This is a genomic window from Myxococcus guangdongensis (assembly GCF_024198255.1).
In the GTDB taxonomy this organism is placed as follows: Bacteria; Myxococcota; Myxococcia; order Myxococcales; family Myxococcaceae; genus Myxococcus; species Myxococcus guangdongensis.
This window is the reverse complement of sequence record NZ_JAJVKW010000017.1, coordinates 24,328-44,703: the sequence shown is the minus strand read 5'-3', so window position 1 is coordinate 44,703 and position 20,376 is coordinate 24,328. Positions and strand designations below refer to the sequence as shown.

Sequence of the window (20,376 nt, the reverse complement as noted above, 5' to 3'; positions counted from 1 at the left end):
AGGGCATGTGATCCATGAAGGGCTGGACCCTCTTCCCCCACCTCGTCGTTCGCGCGACAGGCTTCCCGTTCGACTGGCTGGAGCGGCTGGGGTGTCCGGAGTCGGCGCGCTGGGCGCGCGTGCTCGAGGCGGAGCGACGCGCGTTGGATGCGCTGCGTGCCCAGGGCCCGCGTGTGCACCGCCCTCCCCGGGAGCTGCTCTCCGCGCTCAAGGCGGGCCGTCCCATCGACACCGAGGGCCTGGAGGCCCCCGAGCGCTTCGCCGAGTGGAACACCCGCGCCCGTGCGGCCCAGGACGCGGAGGCCGCCCTCGCGTCGGCGCTGGAGCGTGAGCTGCCAGCGGTGGAGACGCAGATGGAGGCGCTGTGCCGGGAGCCGCGCTTCCTGGAGGCCGTGGCCAGCTCCAGTCCCCCCGTGGCCAGGGACCTGCTCGCGAAGCGCGAGGGCTCGCGGCTGCGCCGGCAGGTGGCGAGCTACCTCCAGCGACTGTGCGCGAAGAACGAGACGATGGGCTTCTTCGGTCCCATCAACTACGGCCGCGTCGATGCACAGGTGCCCACGGGCGTGACGCTGCGCTGGTCCGGACCCGAGACGCTGGTGGGACGCAACGCCTTCGCGGCGTCGTGGTTGGTGCAGGGGCTGGTGCGCGCGATTGCCTTCGACCCGGACATCGCCTCGTGGCTGGTGCCGCGTCGCAAGGCCTTCGCGGAGATGCCCGCGCGCAAGGCGGGGCCGACGCCGGAGAGCGCGGAGGAGCTGCTGCCGCGCATCGTGGAGCTGGCGGATGGAACGCGCACGTTGGCGGCGCTCGCGTCCTCGCTCGGCGTGGCGCCCGGCATGGCGCGCGAGGCGCTGCGGCTCGGCTGTGACAAGGCCTTGCTCACGCATCAGCTCGAGGTTCCGTCCGCGGTGCACCACCCGGTGGATGACCTGGCCCAGCGGGTCGCCGCGTTGCCGGGCGCGGGCGCGCGTCGTCACGTCGAGGGGCTGAGCACGCTGCTGGAGTTGATGGGGCGCTACGGGGCGGCGGATGCGAGCGGGAAGATGTCGCTCCAGGACGCCTTCGCGCGGAAGGCGAAGGAGCTGTGGGGCGTGGCGCCGCCGACGGAGCGAGGCCCCGCGTCCGAGTCCCACAACTTCTACCAGGACCGTCTCCCGCTGCGGGAGGAGTGCGGCGGAGACCTGCGGCTGGAGGTCGGCGGTGAGCGCGCGCGGGAGCTGGGCGCGCGACTGGAGCCGGCGCTGGCGTGGATGGCGGAGGCGGCGTGGCGCACGCGTGACGCGGCCCGTGAGGCGGTGGCTCGCAAGGTGGGCTCGCGCACGGTGCCCTTCTGGAAGGTCGCAGCGGCCTCCGCGGACCTGCCGGTGCCGCTGGACACGTCGGTGGCGGAGTTGCTGGCGAAGTCCGTTCCCGACGCGGCCTCGCGGTCCGTCGAGCTGGGCGCGGTGGAGCGCCCCTCGTGGGATGCGGCGCGGACCCTGCCGCTCGTCACCTCGGTGGACCTATTGGTGGGCGCCACGGACGTGGAGGCGTGGGGCCGGGGCGACTACACGCTGGTGATGGGAGACATCCACGACACGGCGCTCGTGTGGGGCTGGGCGCTCCAGTTCCATCCGTCGCGAGCGAAGGTGGAGAGCGAGATGGTGCGCGCGCTCGGGGCGCTGTCCCGCTCCGTGCCTCTGGTGACGGTGTTGCCGTCGCGGCGCACGGGCTTGCTGCCCTCCGAGTTCCCGGGGCCGGTGGTGGAGCTGGGCGGTGTGAGCTCGCATGCCTCCGCGTGGCGCATCCCGCTGGATGACCTGTTCGTCGAGAGCGATGGCAAGAGCGCGCGGCTGGTGTCGAAGCGGCTGGGCTCCGAGGTCTGCCTCTACAACGGCGAGCTGGAGAGCGCGGTGCACACGGCGTTCTCGCTGCCGCGCATCCGGCCGTTGAAGGTGCCCCTGGGGGAGCACACGCCCCGGGTGACGCTCGGCGGAGTGGTGGTGCAGCGCGAGCAGTGGAGGCTGGATGCGGCGGCGTGTGAGGCGCTGCTGGCGTGCAAGGACGACCGCGCGAGGCTGCGTGTCGCGGTGGGCCTGTGGGATGCGCGAGGACTTCCCCCATGTGTCTTCGCGAAGTTCAAGGGTGAGCGCAAACCGGTGCTGGTGGACGTGCGCAGTCCGCCGCTGCTGCGCGTGTTCCTCAACCTGCTGGAGCAGAAGGAGGAGGTCCTGCTCTCGGAGATGTTGCCCGGGCCGGAGCAGCTCTGGCTGCGTGGACCGATGGGTCGCCACACGGTGGAGCTGCGCTGCACGCTGATGTCGGGCGCTCCCACCGTCTCGCGGGAGGAGGAGCGATGAAGTGGTTGGTGTTGCCTCCACATCGGGACGTGACGCTCGTGCCCGACGTCCCCGAGGGGTGGCACCTGCTGGACCTGGCGAGGGACTTCACCCGCCGGGTCTTCTCCTCCGAGTCCGTGGAGGCGGAGTGTCTGTCGCGCGAGTCATCCCTCCCATCATCCCAGACGATGCGCGAGCTGCTCCTGTTGCGAGTCGCGCAGGGCCTGCGTGAACGAAGTCCCCTGTCGGAGCTTCGCGCGTTGGGGGCGGTGCTGACGGCCATCTCCGGTGCCCCCCAGGGTGTGCACCTTCGGCTCGATGACGTGGAGCTGGAGTCCGGGACGACGGAGCGGAGCGCGGACGTCCAGCGCGTGTCGGGGATGCCCTCGCCGTACTCGGAGGACGTGGCGGCCGTGCTCGCGCGGCTCGAGGATGCGCAGTGCGTTCGCCTGTGGCTGGAGCGAGACCTCCAACTCCCGGCCGCTGCGTCGCTCGCGCAGGCGTGTCCGCCCCATGTGGCCTTGGAGGTCGCCGGGCCCTTTGCCTCGACGCATCACAAGGTGCTGGCGCGGATGCCCGCGTTCCGGCGCGCCACGTTCCCGGAGCAGGTCCCCGCGTTGCGCTGGCGTGTGCGCCCGCTGTCCGGTGCCCCGAGCGCCGAGGACCTCGTGTGGATCTCCGATGGGCTCGGGCTGGAGGTCCTGGCTCCGTACCCGTGGGGCGATGACCCGGACTGGGCGGTGATGGATGCCGACGGCGCGAAGCCGGAGTCCGGACCTCGTGACGGCTGGCTCGGACGGTGCGCGCTGTCCGACGTGCGTGCGTACACAGGGGGCGCGCGGTGGGCGGGGCATGTCTCGCTCGGCTCGCTCCTGGCGGCGGACGTGCTCGTGGAGAGCGGCTGCCACACGGCGGTGGTGGGGTTCTGTGGCATCGAGAACGGCAGGGTGGTCGACCCTGACCACTGCTTCATCCCCGTGGAGCTCCTGGTCCAGGGATACGCACGACTGAAGGCCGCGGGCGTGCGCGTCGTCGCGGAGTGGTGGGTCGGTGCTCCAGGCGTGGACGAGGCGTCGCTGGAGGCCACGCTGGCCGCGCTGGAGGGCCCGCGCTTCTTCGACCATCTGGCCGGTGTGCGTCCATTCCACGCGTCGGTGGAGCGCATCGCGAGGGTCCGTGACCTCGAGCGCTGGTGGGGGAATCCCGGTGACGCTCCGGCGGACCGCGACTTGTCCCGCAGTCGCCCCATCGAGAGACCGGGCACGATTGACGGGGCGCGCCGACCCGCGGTCCTCGCGTCGCTGGCGAGCCGGCTGATGACGCGGGCCCCGCTCAGTCCGGGCCGTGTCGCCGCGGGCTTCCTGCTCGCGCCTCCAGTGCTCGATGGCGCCACGCACATCCGCCTGGACGCGGACTGCGCGGTGGTGTGCCTGCCCGCGACGCTCGAAGGGACACCGAAGCCCTCGTGGTACGCGGCGAACCTGCGCACGGGTGGGGTGGTCGCGATGGACGCACGCCTGGCGCCGGCGCTGGCCCGGTTGACCGAGCCCACCGACGTGACGAGCGCGTTGCCCCAGGTTCCGGAAGCGCAGCGGGCGAAGCTGGTGGAGATGTTGGTGACGAAGTCCATCCTGGAGAGGACGCGCGGATGAGCGGACGCTGGACCTTGGGCGAGGTGTTCGTGCTCCGCCACGCCGGTTTCCCTTTCGACTGGCTGGAGTCGCTCGGGTTCTCCGCCGCGCTGGTGGATGACGCGAACCGATGGCTCGCGGAGGAGCAGTCACTCCTGGAGGCGCTGAGCGCGGAACGCAGCCCGGTCAAGGCGCCTGTCCTCCGCGCGTTGCTCGAGAACGACACGGCCCCCCGTTGGGCTCCCGCGGGCTCGGAGCGCTTCGCCGTGCTGGAGCGTCTTCGCTCCGGATACAAGGCCCTCCAGGAGCGTCATGCACAGGAGCGCTCGGCGCTGCGCTCGAAGCTGCGCGAACGTGCGGCGGAGCCCTCCATCCAGGAGGCGGTGTTCCTCTCCAGCCCCGCGATGTTCGACAACGTCTGGGCGCGCTACCTGCGCGATGGTGCGCGCAAGGACACGTCTGACGGGCGCCGGGTGGAGAGGCAGGTCTACACGTACCTCCAGCGCTTCTGCGCCAAGAACGAGACCACGAGCTTCTTCGGCCCCATCTCCTACGGCGAGCGCACGGAGGAAGACGGCTTCGACGTGCGCACGGTGGCGAGCGGTGACACGCGCCGACGCACGTTCTTCTCCTTCTGGGCGGTGACGGAGCTGGCGCGCGCGGTGGGCCGTGAGCGCACGCTGCGACCCCATCTCCCGCTGCGGCTCAACCCGCTCTTCACGGTGTCCCCCGGCCGTGCCGCCTGCGAGGTGCTGAAGCTGGAGGTGCCTCTGTCCGAGAGCGCCGAGCGCCTCCTGTCCGTGCTCCGGGAGCATCCGACCCCCGCCGCCGCCGCGAAGGTGTTGGGCCTCGCGGTGGAGGACGCCGAGCGCGCCGCGCTGCCCCTGGTGAAGGGCGCGCTGCTGCTCTGGGGACTGCCGTTCCGACCCAATGACTTCACGACCTTCGAGAGCGTGCGGGATGCCGTCGCCGCGCTGCCAGCGCTGGAGGCACGCTCACGTTGGTTGTCCCGCCTGGACACGCTGTCGGGACTGAAGGCCGAGTTCGAGACCGCGGACCTGAGCCGCCGCAAGGTGCTGCTCCTCGAACTGGAGGCGCGCTTCACGGAGGCCACCGGCAAGCCCGCGCGGCGAGGAGACGGTCAGGTGTACGCGGACCGGCTCATCCTCTACGAGGAGGCCAGCTCTCCGTTCCGTCTGCGCTTCGGCCGCCGCTTCACCGAGGAGCTCGAGTCCTCGCTGACCGGTCCGCTCGAGTTGTCGGCCGCCTATGGCGAGCGTGTCCAGCAGGGCTTCCGTGAGCAGGTGCGCGAGGCGCTCGGCACGGACGAGCGCCCGGTGGACCTGCTCGACTACGCGGTGCGATTGCGCCCGGACCAGGTGACGGGCAGCCGCTTCTCGCCGGTGCCCCCGGTGTTGCTGGACGAGTCACCGGAGCGCGCCCGCACGTTGCCCGTGGACTTCCTCGGCACGTCCACGCCGGGAGGCCGCTACGCGCTGCCGGATGTCTGCCTCGCGGCGAAGCCTGACGGCGCGGGCTTCGAGGTGATGCTCGCGCGAGTGCATCACCACCTCCTCCTGCGGAGCTGGCTGAGCGCGTTCTTCCCGTCGAAGGAGCGCTACTCCGCCGTGGCCTCGCGCTGGTTGGACTCGGACCCCTCCGCGCGAGGACTCGTGGGCCTGTCCATCCGCCGCCGCAACAAGGGCTTCTACGTGTTCCCGGGCCGGCGGCTCGTCTACTCGGTGTCGGACGTGCTGGACGTCGAGGACGGCGCGCTCACACCGAGCGACGTGAAGGTCCTGCCCACGTCCCAGGGCCCGGTGCTCGTGGACGGGAAGGGTGAGCGGCTGCACCTGTACCTGCCGCTGGACGACTTCTCGTCGTACCCGCCCTTCGCCGCGCTGGCGCATCCCCAGGTGCTCCATGCGCCGCTGCGCACGCGGGGACAGCACCTGCCCCGGCTGAGCATCGGCGGCGCGGTGTACCAGCGCGAGCGCTGGGAATTGTCCTCCGAGCACCTCGCGCGCCCCTCGGGCTTCGAGCTGTTCCTCGCCGCGCAGCGTGAGCGACACCTGCGCGGCTGGCCTCGGTTCGTCTTCATGCGCAGCACGAAGGAGCGCAAGCCCTACCTCATCGACACCGCGAGCCCCTTCGCGTTGGACCTGCTCTCGCACCTGGCCCGCGAGGCCGAGCGTCTCTCCGTGGAGGAGATGTACCCGGCACCCGAGCAGCTCTGGCTCCGCGACGAGCGGGGCCGCTACACCTGTGAGCTGCGAATGCAGTTCACCCGCTGGAGCGAAGGCGCCTCGCCACTTTGACATCCGAGCCGCGTCCGCGAACACAATGCGCCCGAGGTTCGGCGCACCACCCTGGAGAGGTCATGGCTGGAGAGAACACCGTCGTTCCGGAGACCCGGAAGCTCAAGCGCCCCGTGGAGGAGATTCGCGCGGAGCTGCTCGCGGACACCGACGTGAAGGAGCAGGCGCGGATGCTCCAGATTCCGGTGGAGGCCTACGTCGAGAAGATCCTCGACTACGCCCAGCACCCCCAGAAGCAGATGCCGCTGGAAATCACCCTCGACCACGAGCTCAAGGCCAAGGACCCCAAGGCCGCCACCGTCGAGGAGATTCAGGGCCACCTCGACAAGCTCATCAGCGGCGAGGTCATCATCAGCCGCGCCCAGCAGCGCGACGGCTTCAGCGCCGACAAGGGCGATGAGCGCTACAAGGCCGCGCTGGCCTCGGACGCGGTCCTCACCGGTGCCCCCGAGTCCCGGGGCGCGCCGACCCCACCGAGCGGCCCGAAGAAGGGCTGAGTCGCAACCTCTCGGAATCATTGGGGCTGACAGGGCTCTCCGGGATTTGTTCCGGATCCACGGAACTTTGTGGGCCCCCGTCCGATAACTCCACTGTCAGGCTTACTTTCGGCGGACGCTGCGCGACGCCGGCACGCGAGAGGCAATCATGGGGCTCTTCAAGAACGTTCTCGGCAAGGCGCTGGACATCCTCAAGCCGGCGCTCACGGCCATCAACCCGGCCCTGGGCATCGCGGCGGGCTTCGTCAGCGGGCTGATGAAGGGCGAGAACCCGCTCCAGGCCGGCCTGGGCGCGGCCATGGACCTCTTCCCCGGCGCGAGCGTCGCGAAGAACCTCCTCAACAAGTTCCCGGGCAGCAACTTCCTCGAGGGCATGGGCGGCAACAGCCTCGTGAGCGGCCTGCTCGACAAGCTCAAGGGCAAGAACCAGGTCACCGACCTGCTGTCGGACGTGGTGAAGGCGAACGAGAAGCAGGGCCTGTCGGAGCAGAGCCTGCGCAACGCGGCGGAGCTGTTCGCCAAGCGCATGGCCGAGACCGCGGTCGCCTGATTCGGCTTCATCGCAGGGCCTTCCCCCGGGCGCCGTCCCCTCGCTGCAGGGGCGGCGCCCTTCGTGTATTCAGGGAGCGACATCTCGCTGCACACCAGTGGGTCTGACGGATGGGTTTCAGCTCGGAGGTCCTGATTCTCGGCGCGGGCGTGGTGGGGCTGTCGGCCGCGAGGCGGCTGGCGGCGCTCGGCGCGCGCGTGACGGTGTTGGACGCGGTGGACCCGGGAGGCCGAGGCTCTCGCGCGGCGGCGGGCGTGGCGATTCCCTCCGTGCGCCTCTACGACGACGCAGACATGCTGGCCTTCGCGCGCGCGGGCAGGGATGCGCTGGCGGCCGAGCTGGACGCGCTCCCCGAAGGCGCGCTGCTCCGCCGCGGACAGGGCATCCTCCGCATCGCCGCGGATGCGAAGGGCCGTGACGCGCTCGCGCAGCGGGCGTCGAAGCATCCGGAGGAGCTGGGCACGTGGGTGGACGCCGCGCGTCTGGTGGAGCTGGAGCCCGCGCTGGAAGGGACGCCGCTGCTGGGCGCCTTCGAGACGGCGCGGGGCCACATGGTGGACACGGAGGGCTACGTCAACGCGCTGCTGGGCGCGGCGTCCCATGCGGGTGTGCGGCTGCGGCTCGGTGAGGCCGCGCGTGCGGTGGAGGAGACCTCCGACGCCGTGGTGGTGCGCACGGACCGCGAGACGCTTCGCGCGGACCAGCTCTTCGTGAGCGCGGGGCCCTGGTCCTCGACGTTCCCGGGGTTGCCTCCGCTGTCACTCAAGCCGGTTCGAGGGCAGATGATGGTGGTGCACCAGCCGGGGCTCTCCTTGTCGCGCGTCGTGTCCGGGCCGACGTACCTGGCGCCGTGGCGTGCGGGGGAGCTGGTGGTGGGGGCCACGGAGGAGGACGTGGGCTTCGTGGAGAACGTGACGCCCACGGGCCTTCTGCACCTGAGCGCCACGGTGGCGAAGCTGGCGCCGCGTCTGCGCGAGGCTCGCTTCGTGCGCGCGTGGGCCGGGCTGCGCGCGGTGACGCCGGATGGCCGTCCGTACCTGGGGCGCTACCCGGGCACGCGGCGCACGTTCGTGGCCACGGGGTTGGGTGGGCAGGGGATTCTCACCGGCGCCCATGCGGCGGCGCTGGTGGTGGAACAAGTGGCGTCGGGGCGCGAGGGACTCGCGGCGCCGTTCTCTCCGGCTCGGGCCTTCGGGTCGAGCGAGGGACGCGGCTGACATCTTTGCTGGGAAACACCGTCTCTGGGCCGGAAAGCAGTGGCAGTCGAGGGGATCCGACATGAGTGACGAAGTGTCTCGAGGAAAGGCGTACCTGCGCGTCCCGTTGTTGTTGGTGACGGCCGTGTTGTCCATGGGCAGCGGCATGGGCAATCCGGGGTGCAGCAGCGGGGATGACGACGTCGACGTCATCGCGCCCGAGGCGTGTGAATCCGGCTGCGCCATCAGCGGCGCCTATGTGTTCCGCTTCCAGGACACCACGCCGTTGAGCGCCGACTGCGGCCAGGTGGGCGTGGTGTTGCCGGAGGGCGAGCGGGTCGTCGTGGTGCAGAACGGCCGCGAGGTGGACATCAAGGGGACGCTGGGCGAGGTCGCGCTCACCGGCTCGCACTACGCGGTGGGCGACACCCGGCAACTGGCGCTGCGGGCGGTGGTGGAACTCCGTCGACGCGAGGGCCCTCCCACGGAGTTGCTCTACCTCATCGAGGGTGAGTTCGCGGAGCCTCCCGCGAGCCTCGACGCGCCGGCCGCCTTCTCGGGGCTGTTCCATGCCAACCACGTGGAGACCGTGGAAGGCGACCCCGAGTGCCGCGTGCTGCGTCGCTTCACGGCGACGCGCCAGTGACGCGTCGGTGTCTCAGTAGAGGCTGACCGAGTCGAACGGCCGGTTCAGCTTCGTGCGAGGGCGGGGCAGCAGCGCGTGCACCGCCTTCGCATCCGACTTCGTGAGGGCGTCCACCAGGGCCTGGGTCTCCTTGGGCCAGGTGGTGCTGGCCCGAGCGCAGCGCAGGGCCTCGGACCAGTCCTCGCGTCCCGCCGCGAGGGACAGGCCCGCGAGGCTCTCCGCCGCCTTCAAGGGCTCGCCAATCTCGCGGGCGTGCTGCTCGGCGCGAGCGAACCACTCCACCGCCAGGTCCATCCGTCCATCGTCGAGGAACAGGCGGCCCAGCTCCGCCGCGATGACCTGACGGTGGAACGAGTCGCGCAGGGCCTCCGCGCTGGCATAGGCCAGCTGGAAGTGCTCCACGGCCTCGTCGCGCTGGCCCGCGGCGAACTCCAGGCCGGCCAGTCGGTAGCGGTGGTGCTTGGAGAAGTTGACGCCCCAGCGCTCGCTGATGCCCTCGAAGCGCCGCCACGTGCTGATGGCGTCCGCGAACTGCCGCGCGGACTCCTGGAGGTAGCTGGCGTTGGAGATGAGGTTGATTTTCAGATGGGTGGCGCTGGCGTCGTGCAGGTCGCCCACGCAGCGCATGGCGAGCTTCTCCTCGACCAGCGCCTTGTCCAGCTTGCGCTCCTGAAACCAGGTCAGCGCGCACACGTTGCGCAGCCAGCCCTCCTGCAGCGCGCGGTCCGGCGCGGTGCTTCGCGCCAGCTCCGCGAGCCCCGCTTCGACCTCCGCGCGGGCATTGGGGAGCTGACCGAAGCGCTTGGTCAGCGTCAGCGCGCGGAACATGTGCAGCCGCGCGCGCAGCTCGGGAGGCAGCCGGCACTCGAGCCCGCGGCCGAACGCGGCCATGGCGTCGTCGTGCGAGCCGGTGAAGACGTGCACCACGCCCATGCACCGGTGGAGCAACGCCTTCAGCTCGTCCTCGTCGCCCAGGCTCGCGCGGTCGATTTCGATGGCCGGCGTGGTGAGGCCCGAGTCGAGCGCCTCCCAGGCCTGGACCACGCGCCCGGGGAAGTGGGGCTCGGGCGCGGACTCGAGCAGCGCCAGGCCGTGCTCGGCGGCCAGCAGCGCGCCCTCGTAGTTCGTGGTGAAGAAGCAGCTGCGGACGGCGAGGATGGCCGCGGCCACGCGAGCCTCGCGGGACTCCGACTCATCCACGACGAGCCGCAGGTAGCGGCCCTCCAGGTCCACTGTCGGCTCCATCGCTCGCGAGGACACGGGGCCAGGACCGGAGGCGTGGGGGACGCGCATGCGGTCGCACAGCGCGTCGAGATAGGCCTGTCGTCGGGACTCGAAGGCGGCGGCGCCATGGGGGCGTCGCATCCGCCAGCCGGTGAGCAGCAGGGTGCCATCCAGGCCGTCCAGCCGGGCCCACTCGGCGGCGCGCATGACGGCGCGCAGGCTGACCAGGTCACACTCGCCCGCGCCATGCAGCACGAGGGGGCGGCCGCTGGCGCGCAGCGTCTCCACGATGGTCCGCGCGGCCACGGTGAGAATCCAGAACGCCTGCTCGGATTCACGGTGGAGGCGGCGCTCGGAGGGGGACAGCGCCAGGTCCTCGAGCGCGGGGACTCCCTGCGTCGTGCCCGGGAACAGCCGGTTCCACTCGGAGGGGTGTGCGGCGGCGATGGCGCGGTGGACGTCGGGAGCCGCGTCCTCACAGGCCTTGAGGACCTTGCGCAGTCCACCGAAGGCGGTGGGGAGCGCCACGCCGACGTCGACTTCGATGGCGCGGGAGGGGAGGGCGGAGGGGACTCCCTGTTCCACGGACACTGCGAAGGCAAGACCGGGTCGGGCGCTCACGCTGAAGGGGCCTCGAGAGGGGACGAATGCGGACGACTCGAGGTGTACTTTCACATTCTCTAAGCACCCGAGCAATCCGGGGTCCCCGTTATTCACCGGGAGAGGCCCCGCCGGGAGCCTCTCGCTCGGGGAAACGGATGTATCGCGCGGCGCGCCATGTCTCGGGGTGAGACAGGCTTGGGGCGGTGTCTACCGTCGCCAGTTGACGACGGTGGAGGTGGCGAGCCCCAGGACCAGGGCCCAGAAGGCGGCGCCGACGCCGAACAGGGAGACATTGGACAGGGCGACCAGGAAGGTGACGACAGCGCCTTCGCGGTGGCGCGCGTCGCTCATGGCCGTGGACAGGCTGTTGGCGATGGTGCCGAACAGGGCCATGCCGGCGATGGCGAGGATGAGCTCGCGAGGGAAGGCGGTGAAGAGGGTGACGAAGGTCGCTCCGGCCAGCCCCGCCAGCAGGTAGAGGACGCCGGAGACGACGCCGCCGGCATAGCGCTTGGAGGGGTCCTCGTGGGCTTCCTTGCCGGTGCAGATGGCGGCGGTGATGGCGGCGAGGTTGAGCGCGAAGCAGCCGAAGGGGGCGAGCACCATCGTCGCGAGCCCCGTGGTGGTGATGATGGGGGAGATGGGCGTGGTGTAGCCGGACGCGCGCAGCACGGCGACGCCGGGGACGTTCTGGGACGCCATCGTCACGACGAAGAGCGGCACGCCGACGCCGAGCAGCGCGTGCCACGAGAAGGTCGGCGCGGTGAAGACGGGCGTGGCCCAGGCGAAGTGGAGCTCGGAGAAGCGCATCAGTCCCGAGGCCCAGGCCACGCAGGAGCCGAGCGCCAGGACGACGAGGATGGCGTAGCGGGGCCACAGACGCTTGCCGAGCACATAGGCGCCCAGCATGACGGCGACGAGCACGAGCCGTGTCTTCATGGACACGAAGACGTCCAAGCCGAAGCGGGCGAGGATTCCGGCGAGCATCGCGGCGGTGAGCGGGAGCGAGATGTGGCCGAGGGCGCGCTCGAACCAGCCGGTGACGCCGAAGAGGGTGATGAGCGCGCCGCAGAAGAGGAACACGCCGATGGCGTCGGACATCGGCAGGCCGACGAGGCTGGTGGCGAGCAGCGCCGCGCCGGGGGTGGACCACCCGGTGAGGACGGGGGCGCGGTAGCGCAGGGACAGGCCGATGGTCGTCACGGCGACGCCCAGACCGAGGGCGCCCATCCAGGAGCTCATCTGGGCGGGCGTCGCGCCCGCGGCCTCCGCGGCCTGGAAGATGAGGGCGCCCGTGCTGGAGAAGGCCACGAGCACCGTGACGAAGCCCGCGGAGAGCGTGGAGCCCGTGAAGGCGGGCGTGGTTTCGCCGGTCAGCAGGTGACTGGCTTCAGCGGAGTCCGTGATGGCGGGGTGTTTCATCCACGCGCCACGCTAGGTCCGGGCAGGCGGTACAGAACAGGGGGCGCGGAAGCCAGTACAGCTCGTTGCTTGGCTGTGTATGGGAATGGGCCCCGATGGAGTTTGATATGGATGGGTCGAAGGACCTGGGGACTGTCCTGAAGCCAACCGTCGCCAGGGGAGATGGGGAAAGGCTTTCCCTGGCCGCCCCCTTGCTGGCCGCTCGTCCAGTGGAGCACCCCCGACCCAATCCACATCACGGTGACGCCACACCGCCCCCACTGGTTATTCCCGAGCTCCGTCATTACCTGCACTCACAGTCAAGCTGGATGAAGGGTAGGGCAAACGTGAAGGCAGGAAACAGAGGGCAGTGGTTCTGGGGTGTCGGGCTTCTCATTGGCTGGGCGGGGCTCTCCTTTCCAGCCCTGGCGGCGGAGGGGGGGAACGTCCCGGCTTCGAGCCTGGCGGGGTGCGAGGTGGTCCCGGTCATCCCACCGGAAGCGCTCGCGGACTGGAAGTACGCGTCGGAGGCGACGTCGACTTACGGCTCGTGTAATTCTGTGGCGGCGGATGGTGCGGGCAACCTCATCATGACCCAGATGCCGGAGAATCTCAGGTCGATGGGGTTCACGGTGTTCCGTCCCGACGGAAGTCGCTTGTGGGACGGAGCCGTCTACGGTGTGAATACAATGCAGTTGACCAGTCAGTCTCGAGGCTTCCTGGGGCGCAGCTACCACCCCTTGGAGGACATCTCGTGGCTGACGTTCCTCGACAACGTCAATCAGCAGGTCGCCGTTCATTCAGAGCAGGTGACTGAAACGATGATGTGGCGCGCTGAGAATCCAGTGGGGGGGCTGCATGAGCTGCGTGCTGACAAGATCCTCCGGGCCTACAGCGACGTGGGGCAGCTTCGCTGGAGCACACCCCTGGCTCAGGTGCTGAGCGGTTACCCGACCGCAGTGGGGGTGAACACCGAGGGGCGCACCCTGGTGGTGTCTCTGACGCAGGCGGCCTCGGGGGCGACCACCATGGAGGGCGTCTGGGTGGACAGCTCGGGTCAGCCGGGGACTCCGTTCACGACCGTCATGCCTCAGAACCCGCCCATCTATGCGTTTTATTCACTGGTTCCCCTGGTGCAGGGGGGCTTGCTGCTGGGCATGGGGGGCTACTCCGACACGTCGTGGATCGCCTCCATCGGTTCCCTGCAGACTTCACTGGGGCCCGTGCCGGGCTGGCTTGCCGATTGGGAGGTGAGCCGGTTCGAACTGCTCCCGGGGAACAGGGGTTACATCCGGTGGGGTGTGGCGAACGAAGCCCCCTCGGGTTGCCAGCTCGAGGCGCGGCTCACGGCGCCCTCTGGCGAGTCCTGTGGCACGGTGCGCCTGCCGAGCATGGGGACGGGGGATTCCTGCGGCACGGTCAGCATGGGCCGTGACGGGACCGTCGTCGAGAACCTGCCTTCCATCTACGTCAGTGAAAGCAGCAGGCCGTATTCCATCTGCCGCGCCAGGTGGTGGCCCGCCTTGTTCCACTGAATCGGGCGGTCACGCTTCCTCGTCGGGACCCCGGAGAGACCAACCCAGAGGTGGTGGCGACGCGCGAAGTGCAGCCCGGGCCTGTTTGACCCGCTCGAGATGTGTTTCTGGCGTGTAGGCCGTCCAGGTCCCGAGCGCCATGGCCACCTCGACACGGTTGGCCTCATCGGCGCAATGGCACATCCCGGGCGCCTGGACTTGAACGACGCGTCAGGTCCGACGCCAGGGATTAGCGAAAGGACTCGAACGCCTCACCCACGGGCTCGTGAGGACGCGGTGGCCCAGGAGCGCGGTGAGCGTGGGGAACAGCACCTCCTCTGATGCCCAGATGCGCGAGCGCCGCAGGATGTCCCGCAGCTGTTCGTCCCGCTCCCGCAGCGCGACCAGGTCCCGCGCCGCGTCGAGCAGCCCCGGCGGGTTCCCACCGTTGTAGAGCAGGATGAGCGAGTCCGGGTCCAGGTGGTGGAGGTTGCGCACCAGGTCCAGGACGCAGTCGGGCCGCTCGTGGACCAGGCACGCGAAGATGTTCCGCATCGAGCCCCCTGCCGCGCGACGCGGCGCCGCACCGCCCATCACCTGACCCGCGGTCGCTGACGCCCGCGTCGCTCACTACTCGACGTGTCCTCCCTCAGGTCCGTGCGAATCCGGTGAGGGCGCGCGTGTGTGCTGTTGACGTCCGAGCGGGAGGCGGCCCGCCTCTCTGGACAGGTCCGCGCCCGCATCGTCCGTTACAGCTTACGAGTAGGGTCGTCGCCGAGGGGGGGCACGATGCTCGAGCTGCCCGGCTTGCAAGACGCTCGGAGAATCTACCGGGGCCACCGGTATGACGTGCTCCGTGCCTGGACCCCCGACGGCGGTGCTCGGGTGCTCAAGGTCGTCCGCGAAGGTCCGCTCGCGGAGAGCAGCGCTGGCATGCTGCGCCACGAGCACGTGATGCTGCGCGAGCTGTCCGCCGTCGACGGGGTGGTCAACGTCATCGCCCTCGAAGAGGTGTCGGGCCACCTGGCCCTCGTCCTCGAGGACGCCGGTCCCCAGGACTTGCGAGACCTGCTGCGACGGGGGCCGCTCGAGGTGGACGTCTTCCTGGAACTGGCCCTCGATGTGGCCACCACCCTCGGCGCCCTGCATCGGCGGCATGTCATCCACCGCGACCTCAACCCCGCCAACCTCGTCGTGGCGTCCAGCGGTCGCCGCCTGGTGATGATTGACTTCGACCTGGCCACCAGCGTGCAAGGCCTCGTGCGCAGCGCCGGTGTCCCGGGCGGCTTCGAGGGCACGCTGCGCTACATCGCTCCCGAGCAGACCGGCAGGATGGGCCGGCGCGTGGACCACCGCGCGGACCTGTATGCATTGGGCGCGACCTTCTACGAGATGCTCACGGGCGAGGCGCCCTTTCTCTCGGCCGACGCCGCGCAGCTCGTGCATGCGCTCCTGGCGCAGCCTCCCACTCCTCCCGTCGACAGGAACCCGGCGCTCCCGGGCCTCCTCTCCGATGTGGTGCTCCGCCTGCTCGCGAAGTCCCCCGAGGAGCGCTACCAGAGCGCCGAGGCCCTCGTCGCCGACCTGCGGGAAATCCAGCGGCGCTGGCGCGGTCCCGGAACGCCCATCTCCTTCGAGCTGGGCCGCCACGACCTCGCGCGCGAGCTGGGCCTGCCCGACAAGCTCTACGGCCGGGCGCGTGAACAAGCCCTCTTGGAGGCGGCCCTCGAGCGCGCACGAGCGGGCTCTCGCGAGTGGGTGCTGCTCGCTGGCGCCTCGGGGAGTGGAAAGTCGTCCCTGGCCAACGTCCTGCGGGAGCGCGTGGGCGCGGGACAATTCCTCACGGGCAGGTCTCCCGAGCTGCGAGGACAGACCCCCTATGCGTCGCTGATGGAGGCCGTGCGCGGGCTCGTGGTGAGTGTCCTCGAGCTGCCGCCCGAAGGCGTGGAGGCGTGGCGACTGCGGCTGCGGAAGTCTCTCGGGACACAGGGGCGCATGCTCACCGAGCTCGTCCCCGAGCTGGAGCGACTCATCGGTGAACAGCCCCCCGTCGTCGCGCTGGGCCCGCGCGAAGCCGGCAGTCGCTTCCTGTTGATGCTCCAGTCCTTCCTGCGAGACCTGGCCACGGCCGAGCACCCGCTGGTGCTCTTCCTCGACGACCTCCAGTGGGCGGACGCCGCCACGCTGGAGCTGCTCTCGCGATTGTCGACGGACTCGGAGCTGCACCATCTGCTGGTGCTCGGCGCCTGGCGCCCAGGCGAATGGGGCGCGACGCATCCCCTGGAGCGCTGGCGGACCGCGCTCTCCGCCGTGGGGGGCTCGCCGCTCCTGCTGGAGCTGGGGCCCTTGGACCTGCCCGCGTTGACGACGCTGTGCGCGGACGCGCTGAAGGGTGACGCCAAGGACGTCGAGCCGCTCGCCAGGCTCGTCCTGGAGAAGACCGCCGGCAATCCCTTCTCCGTGGGCCACTTCCTGCGGCACCTGCACCGCACCGGGCTGCTCACGTACGACCTGGAGTCGGGGACGTGGCACTGGGAGCTGGAGCGAATCGCGCAGGCCGAGGTCACCGACAACGTCGTGGAGCTGATGCTCGACGCCATCCGTCGACTGCCGGCGTCGACGCAGCGACTGCTGACGGTGGCCGCGTGCATGCGAGGGCAGGTGGACCTGTGGTTGCTGGCGCGCGTGGTGGAGGCACCCCTGGAGGACACGGCGGGAGCGCTCTGGAGCGCCCTTCGCGCGGGGCTCCTCGTGCCGGAGGGGCGTGGCCCGCGCTTCTCGTCCCAACAGCCGGCCGGCCTCATGACAGTGCATCAGGCCACGTATCGCTTCGCGCATGACCGTGTGAGGCACGCGGCGTACTCGCTCCTGTCGGAGGCCGAGCGGGCCGCCGTGCATCGCGCCATCGCCCGTCAGCTCTGGGCCGACGCACGGGGCGCGGAGAGCGAGCCTCGCGTATGCGAGGTGGTGGACCACTACCACCTGGGCGGCGACGTGGTGCGCGACTCGAACGAACGCACGTGGCTCGCCGAGCTCAACCTGCGCGCGGGACGCAAGGTGCGGGATTCCTCCGCCTTCGAGGCCGCGCTGGCGTACTTGATGCGCGCTCGCGCCCTGCTGCCCGAGGACGCCTGGGTGACTCGGACCGAGCAGATGCTCCAGCTCCACCGGGACGCGGCCGAGTGCGCGCAGCTCACCGGAGACCGTCTGTTGTCCGAGCGCCTCATCGACACGGCGATGGCGCACGCGCGCACGCCGCTGGAGAAGGTGGACCTCTACGTCCTGCGGATGAACGCGAGCATCTTCGCGAGGGACCACGAGTCCGCGCTCCGACACGCACGCGAGGGGCTCCGCTTGTTCGGCGTGGAGCTGCCGGAGGGCGATGCGACCGAGGCCTTCCGCGCGGAGCTGCCCCAGGTGGAGGCCCTGTGGAAGAGCCGCTCCGAGGAGGAGCTCCTGTCCGCGCCGCGCATGGACGCGGAGGCGGAGCTGGGCTGCATGCGCCTCTTGATGAACGCCGGCATCGCGGCCTGGTTCTCGGACCCGCCGATGTTCTCGTTCATCTACACGCGCATGGTGGGCCTCACGCTGCGCCACGGCAACTGCGTGTACTCCGCCTTCGCGTACGTGTGCTTCGGCCTCGTCTTCGGCGAGTCCCGGGGCGACTACGCCGCCGGCCACCCCTTCAGCCACCTGGGCATGGAGCTGAGCCGCCGCTTCGACGAGCCACGTGAGGAGTGCCGCGTGCTCGCCGCGTTCCTCTTCTACATGCGCCACTGGCGTGAGCCCCTGCGCTCCTCCATCCCGTTGCTGCGCCGGGGCATCTCCGCGGGGCTCGAGAGCGGTGAGCCGCAGTACGTCGCCTATCTGCTGGCCAGCCTCAGCTTCACGCGCTTGCGGATGGGCGCGGAGCTGGACCGCGTCCACGCGGAGAGCGAGTCGGCGGTCGCGTTCGACCAGAAGAGCGGACAGCGCGCCATGGCGGACATCCAGCTCGCGCTGCGTCAGGCCGTGCGCTGTCTCCAAGGGCGGACCCGCGAGCGCGCGGGGTACGACGACGCGACGTTCGACACGCGTGCGTTCCTCGAGAAGGCGCAGGGGGATCCGACCATCCTCGGTCAGTTCTTCATCCTCCGCCTCCAGACGTCCTATCTGCTCGGAGACCTGTCGGGCGCGCGGGAGATGCTCCGCGCCGCCGAGCCCCACCTGCGCTTCATGCCGTCGCTCTTCACCGTCACCGAGTACGCCTTCTTCGGCGCGCTGGTGCACGCGGCGGGGAGCGGCGCCCAGGCCTCGCTCGAGGAGCGTCGGGCCCTCGTCGAGGGAGCGTGGAACCAGTTCCATCACTGGGCGGCGAAGGGGCCGGAGAACTTCCGCCACCGCTACTTGTTGCTCAGCGCCGAGCGTGCCCGATTGGATGGCCGCTTCACCGACGCCGCGGAGCTCTTCGACGAGGCCATCGACCGCGCGCGGGAGGAGGGGCATCCCCACGACGAGGCGCTGGCGAACGTGCTCGCGGGGCGGCTGTACAGCGCGCTGGGCCGCAAGCGCGTGGCCTCGCTCTACCTGCGCGCGGCGCGGGAGGGCTTCGCCCGCTGGGGCGCGAAGGCCGTGGTGTCCGCGCTCCAGGAGGAGTTCCCCGACCTCCAGGTGCAGGAGTCCGGCCTGTGGGACCAGACGGTCACCCCCACGGGGGATGACTTCCGGGGCGCGTCGCTCGACCTGCTCAGCATCCTCAAGGCGGCGCAATCGCTGTCGGGCGAGGTCGCCCTGGAGCGGCTGCTCGAGAAGTTGATGGCGGTGTGCCTGGAGGTGGCGGGCGCGCAGCGCGGCGCGTTGGTGTTGGAGGAGCAGGGCGCGCTCGTGCTCACGGCCGTGGGCGGAGTGGGGGAGCCGCTCGCGCGGCCTCAGCTTCCCCTCGTGGGCTCGATGCTGGTGCCCGAGACGCTCCTGGCGCACGCCTTCCGCACCGGGGACGCGGTGGTGCTCGGAGACGCCGTGCACCAGGGCCACTTCGTGTCGGATGCGTACGTGGCGCGGCAGCGCGTGAAGTCCGCCCTGGTGGTGCCCATCCGCCGCCACGCGCGCACCATGGGCGTCCTGTATCTGGAGAACAACCTGGCCACCCACGCCTTCACCCCGGACCGGGTGCGCGTGCTCCAGCTGTTGTCGTCGCAGATGGCCATCTCGCTGGAGAACAGCCTCCTGTTCGAGGAGCGAAGGCGCGCGGAGGAGGCCGTGCGCTTCCTCGCCGAGAGCAGCGTGGTGCTGGCCGAGGCGCTGGACTTCGAGGCGACCCTGTCTCGACTCGCGCGCCTGTGCGTGTCCTCACTCGCCACCCTCTGCGCCATCGACGTGGTGGAGCCCTCGGGCGCCATCCGCCGGCTCTCCACCGCGCACGCCGACCCGGGGCACGAGCGCGTCGCCCGAGACCTGCAGTCGTTCTACACACCCGACTGGGACTCGTCCCAGCCGGCCATCGCCGTGCTGAGGAGCCGCGAGCCCTTGCTCATCCCCGTCGTCACCGAGGAGGTCCTGGAGCGGCTGTGCCGGGATGAGGCTCACATCACGCTCGTCCGCGCGCTGAAGGCCCGCTCCTTCCTCGCGGTGCCGCTCATCGCCCGGGGACGGATGCTGGGCGTCATCTCGCTGGTGTCCTCGGTGCCGGGCAAACGCTACGGACCCTCGGACGTGGAGCTCGCGCAGGACCTGGCGCGCCGCGCGGCCATCGCCCTGGACAACGCGCGGCTGTACCACGAGTCCCAGGACGCCATCCGCCTGCGCGACGAGTTCCTCTCCATCGCCGCGCACGAGCTCTACACCCCCATCACCGCGCTCCAGCTCTCCGTGCAGGGACTCGCCCGGAGCGAGGTGCCCACGCGCGACGCCGTCCAGCGCGTCTCCAAGACGACCCAGGCCCAGACGCGGCGACTGGCGCACCTGGTCGACGAGCTGCTCGACGTCTCCCGAATCCAGACGGGCCGCCTCCACCTGACGCTGGAGGAGGTGGACCTGGCCTCCGTGGTGCGCGACGTGGCGGAGGGCATGCGCGACGCCATCCAGCGCTCCCAATCACGCATCTGCCTGGACCTGGCGTCCGGCTGCATCGGCCGGTGGGACCGCGTCCGCCTGGAGCAGGTGGTGACGAATCTCTTGTCCAACGCCCTCAAGTTCGGCAGCGGCAGCCCCATCGAGGTGCGATTGGCGCACGCTCAGGGACACGTCCAGCTGGACGTCATCGACCAGGGCATCGGCATCCCCGCCGAGCGATTGCCTCACATCTTCGGCCGCTTCGAGCGCGCCGTGTCGTCACGCGAATACGGGGGCCTGGGCCTGGGCCTGTTCATCGTCCGCGAAATCGTCGTGGCGCTCGGCGGACAGGTCCGCGCACAGAGCATCCAGGGCGAGGGCGCCCGCTTCACCGTCGAGCTGCCGAGCGAGGGGCCCGCGGACCTCCGCGCCAGCAATCCCTGACGCC

The 20,376-nt window shown here is 70.5% G+C and carries 12 protein-coding genes; 9 read left to right on the top strand and 3 right to left on the bottom strand.

Going from position 1 to position 20,376, the window contains the following annotated elements; all coding sequences use genetic code 11:
- Nucleotides 1-14 precede the first annotated feature (14 nt).
- The 7 genes from LXT21_RS37455 to LXT21_RS37425 all read left to right on the top strand — a co-directional run bounded on the left by LXT21_RS37455 (nt 15) and on the right by LXT21_RS37425 (nt 9,156).
- Nucleotides 15-2,339 (top strand): lantibiotic dehydratase, encoded by a 2,325-nt coding sequence (locus LXT21_RS37455; RefSeq protein WP_254043034.1) that lies wholly within the window; start codon nt 15-17, stop codon nt 2,337-2,339.
- Complete coding sequence (locus tag LXT21_RS37450; protein WP_254043033.1) at nt 2,336-3,970, top strand: hypothetical protein; 1,635 nt, start codon at nt 2,336-2,338, stop codon at nt 3,968-3,970. Before LXT21_RS37455 ends, LXT21_RS37450 begins: the two co-directional genes overlap by 4 nt.
- Entirely contained in the window at nt 3,967-6,267 is a 2,301-nt protein-coding gene (locus LXT21_RS37445) for a lantibiotic dehydratase (protein ID WP_254043032.1), read from the top strand. Before LXT21_RS37450 ends, LXT21_RS37445 begins: the two co-directional genes overlap by 4 nt.
- A 62-nt stretch (nt 6,268-6,329) precedes the next feature.
- On the top strand, nt 6,330-6,764 hold the full coding sequence (locus LXT21_RS37440) for a hypothetical protein (protein WP_254043031.1): 435 nt from the start codon (nt 6,330-6,332) through the stop codon (nt 6,762-6,764).
- Nucleotides 6,765-6,912: 148 nt separating this feature from the next.
- Nucleotides 6,913-7,314 carry a hypothetical protein gene (locus tag LXT21_RS37435; RefSeq protein ID WP_254043030.1) on the top strand — a complete coding sequence of 134 codons (402 nt, stop codon included), beginning with the start codon at nt 6,913-6,915 and terminating at the stop codon, nt 7,312-7,314.
- A 110-nt stretch (nt 7,315-7,424) separates the two neighbouring features.
- Nucleotides 7,425-8,531 (top strand): NAD(P)/FAD-dependent oxidoreductase, encoded by a 1,107-nt coding sequence (locus LXT21_RS37430; protein WP_254043029.1) that lies wholly within the window; start codon nt 7,425-7,427, stop codon nt 8,529-8,531.
- Nucleotides 8,532-8,592: 61 nt separating this feature from the next.
- Nucleotides 8,593-9,156, top strand: a complete 564-nt coding sequence (locus LXT21_RS37425) for a hypothetical protein (protein WP_254043028.1) — start codon at nt 8,593-8,595, stop codon at nt 9,154-9,156.
- A 12-nt stretch (nt 9,157-9,168) separates the two neighbouring features.
- Here the strand turns inward: LXT21_RS37425 and LXT21_RS37420 are convergent, their stop codons facing one another.
- Both LXT21_RS37420 and LXT21_RS37415 read right to left on the bottom strand, forming a co-directional pair.
- Nucleotides 9,169-11,001 (bottom strand): tetratricopeptide repeat protein, encoded by a 1,833-nt coding sequence (locus LXT21_RS37420; protein WP_254043027.1) that lies wholly within the window; start codon nt 10,999-11,001, stop codon nt 9,169-9,171.
- A gap of 189 nt (nt 11,002-11,190) precedes the next feature.
- Entirely contained in the window at nt 11,191-12,405 is a 1,215-nt protein-coding gene (locus LXT21_RS37415) for a benzoate/H(+) symporter BenE family transporter (protein ID WP_254043026.1), read from the bottom strand.
- Nucleotides 12,406-12,731: 326 nt separating this feature from the next.
- Between LXT21_RS37415 and LXT21_RS37410 the strand changes: the two genes are divergently transcribed.
- Nucleotides 12,732-13,919 carry a hypothetical protein gene (locus LXT21_RS37410; protein WP_254043025.1) on the top strand — a complete coding sequence of 396 codons (1,188 nt, stop codon included), beginning with the start codon at nt 12,732-12,734 and terminating at the stop codon, nt 13,917-13,919.
- Between the two features lie 210 nt (nt 13,920-14,129).
- Here LXT21_RS37410 and LXT21_RS37405 read toward each other — a convergent pair whose 3' ends face one another.
- Nucleotides 14,130-14,453: a hypothetical protein gene (locus LXT21_RS37405; protein ID WP_254043024.1), complete on the bottom strand. Its 324-nt coding sequence runs from the start codon at nt 14,451-14,453 to the stop codon at nt 14,130-14,132.
- 234 nt (nt 14,454-14,687) lie between these two features.
- Between LXT21_RS37405 and LXT21_RS37400 the strand changes: the two genes are divergently transcribed.
- A complete protein-coding gene (locus tag LXT21_RS37400) occupies nt 14,688-20,372 on the top strand; it encodes an ATP-binding sensor histidine kinase (protein WP_254043023.1) in 5,685 nt (1,894 codons plus the stop codon).
- Nucleotides 20,373-20,376: the final 4 nt, after the last annotated feature.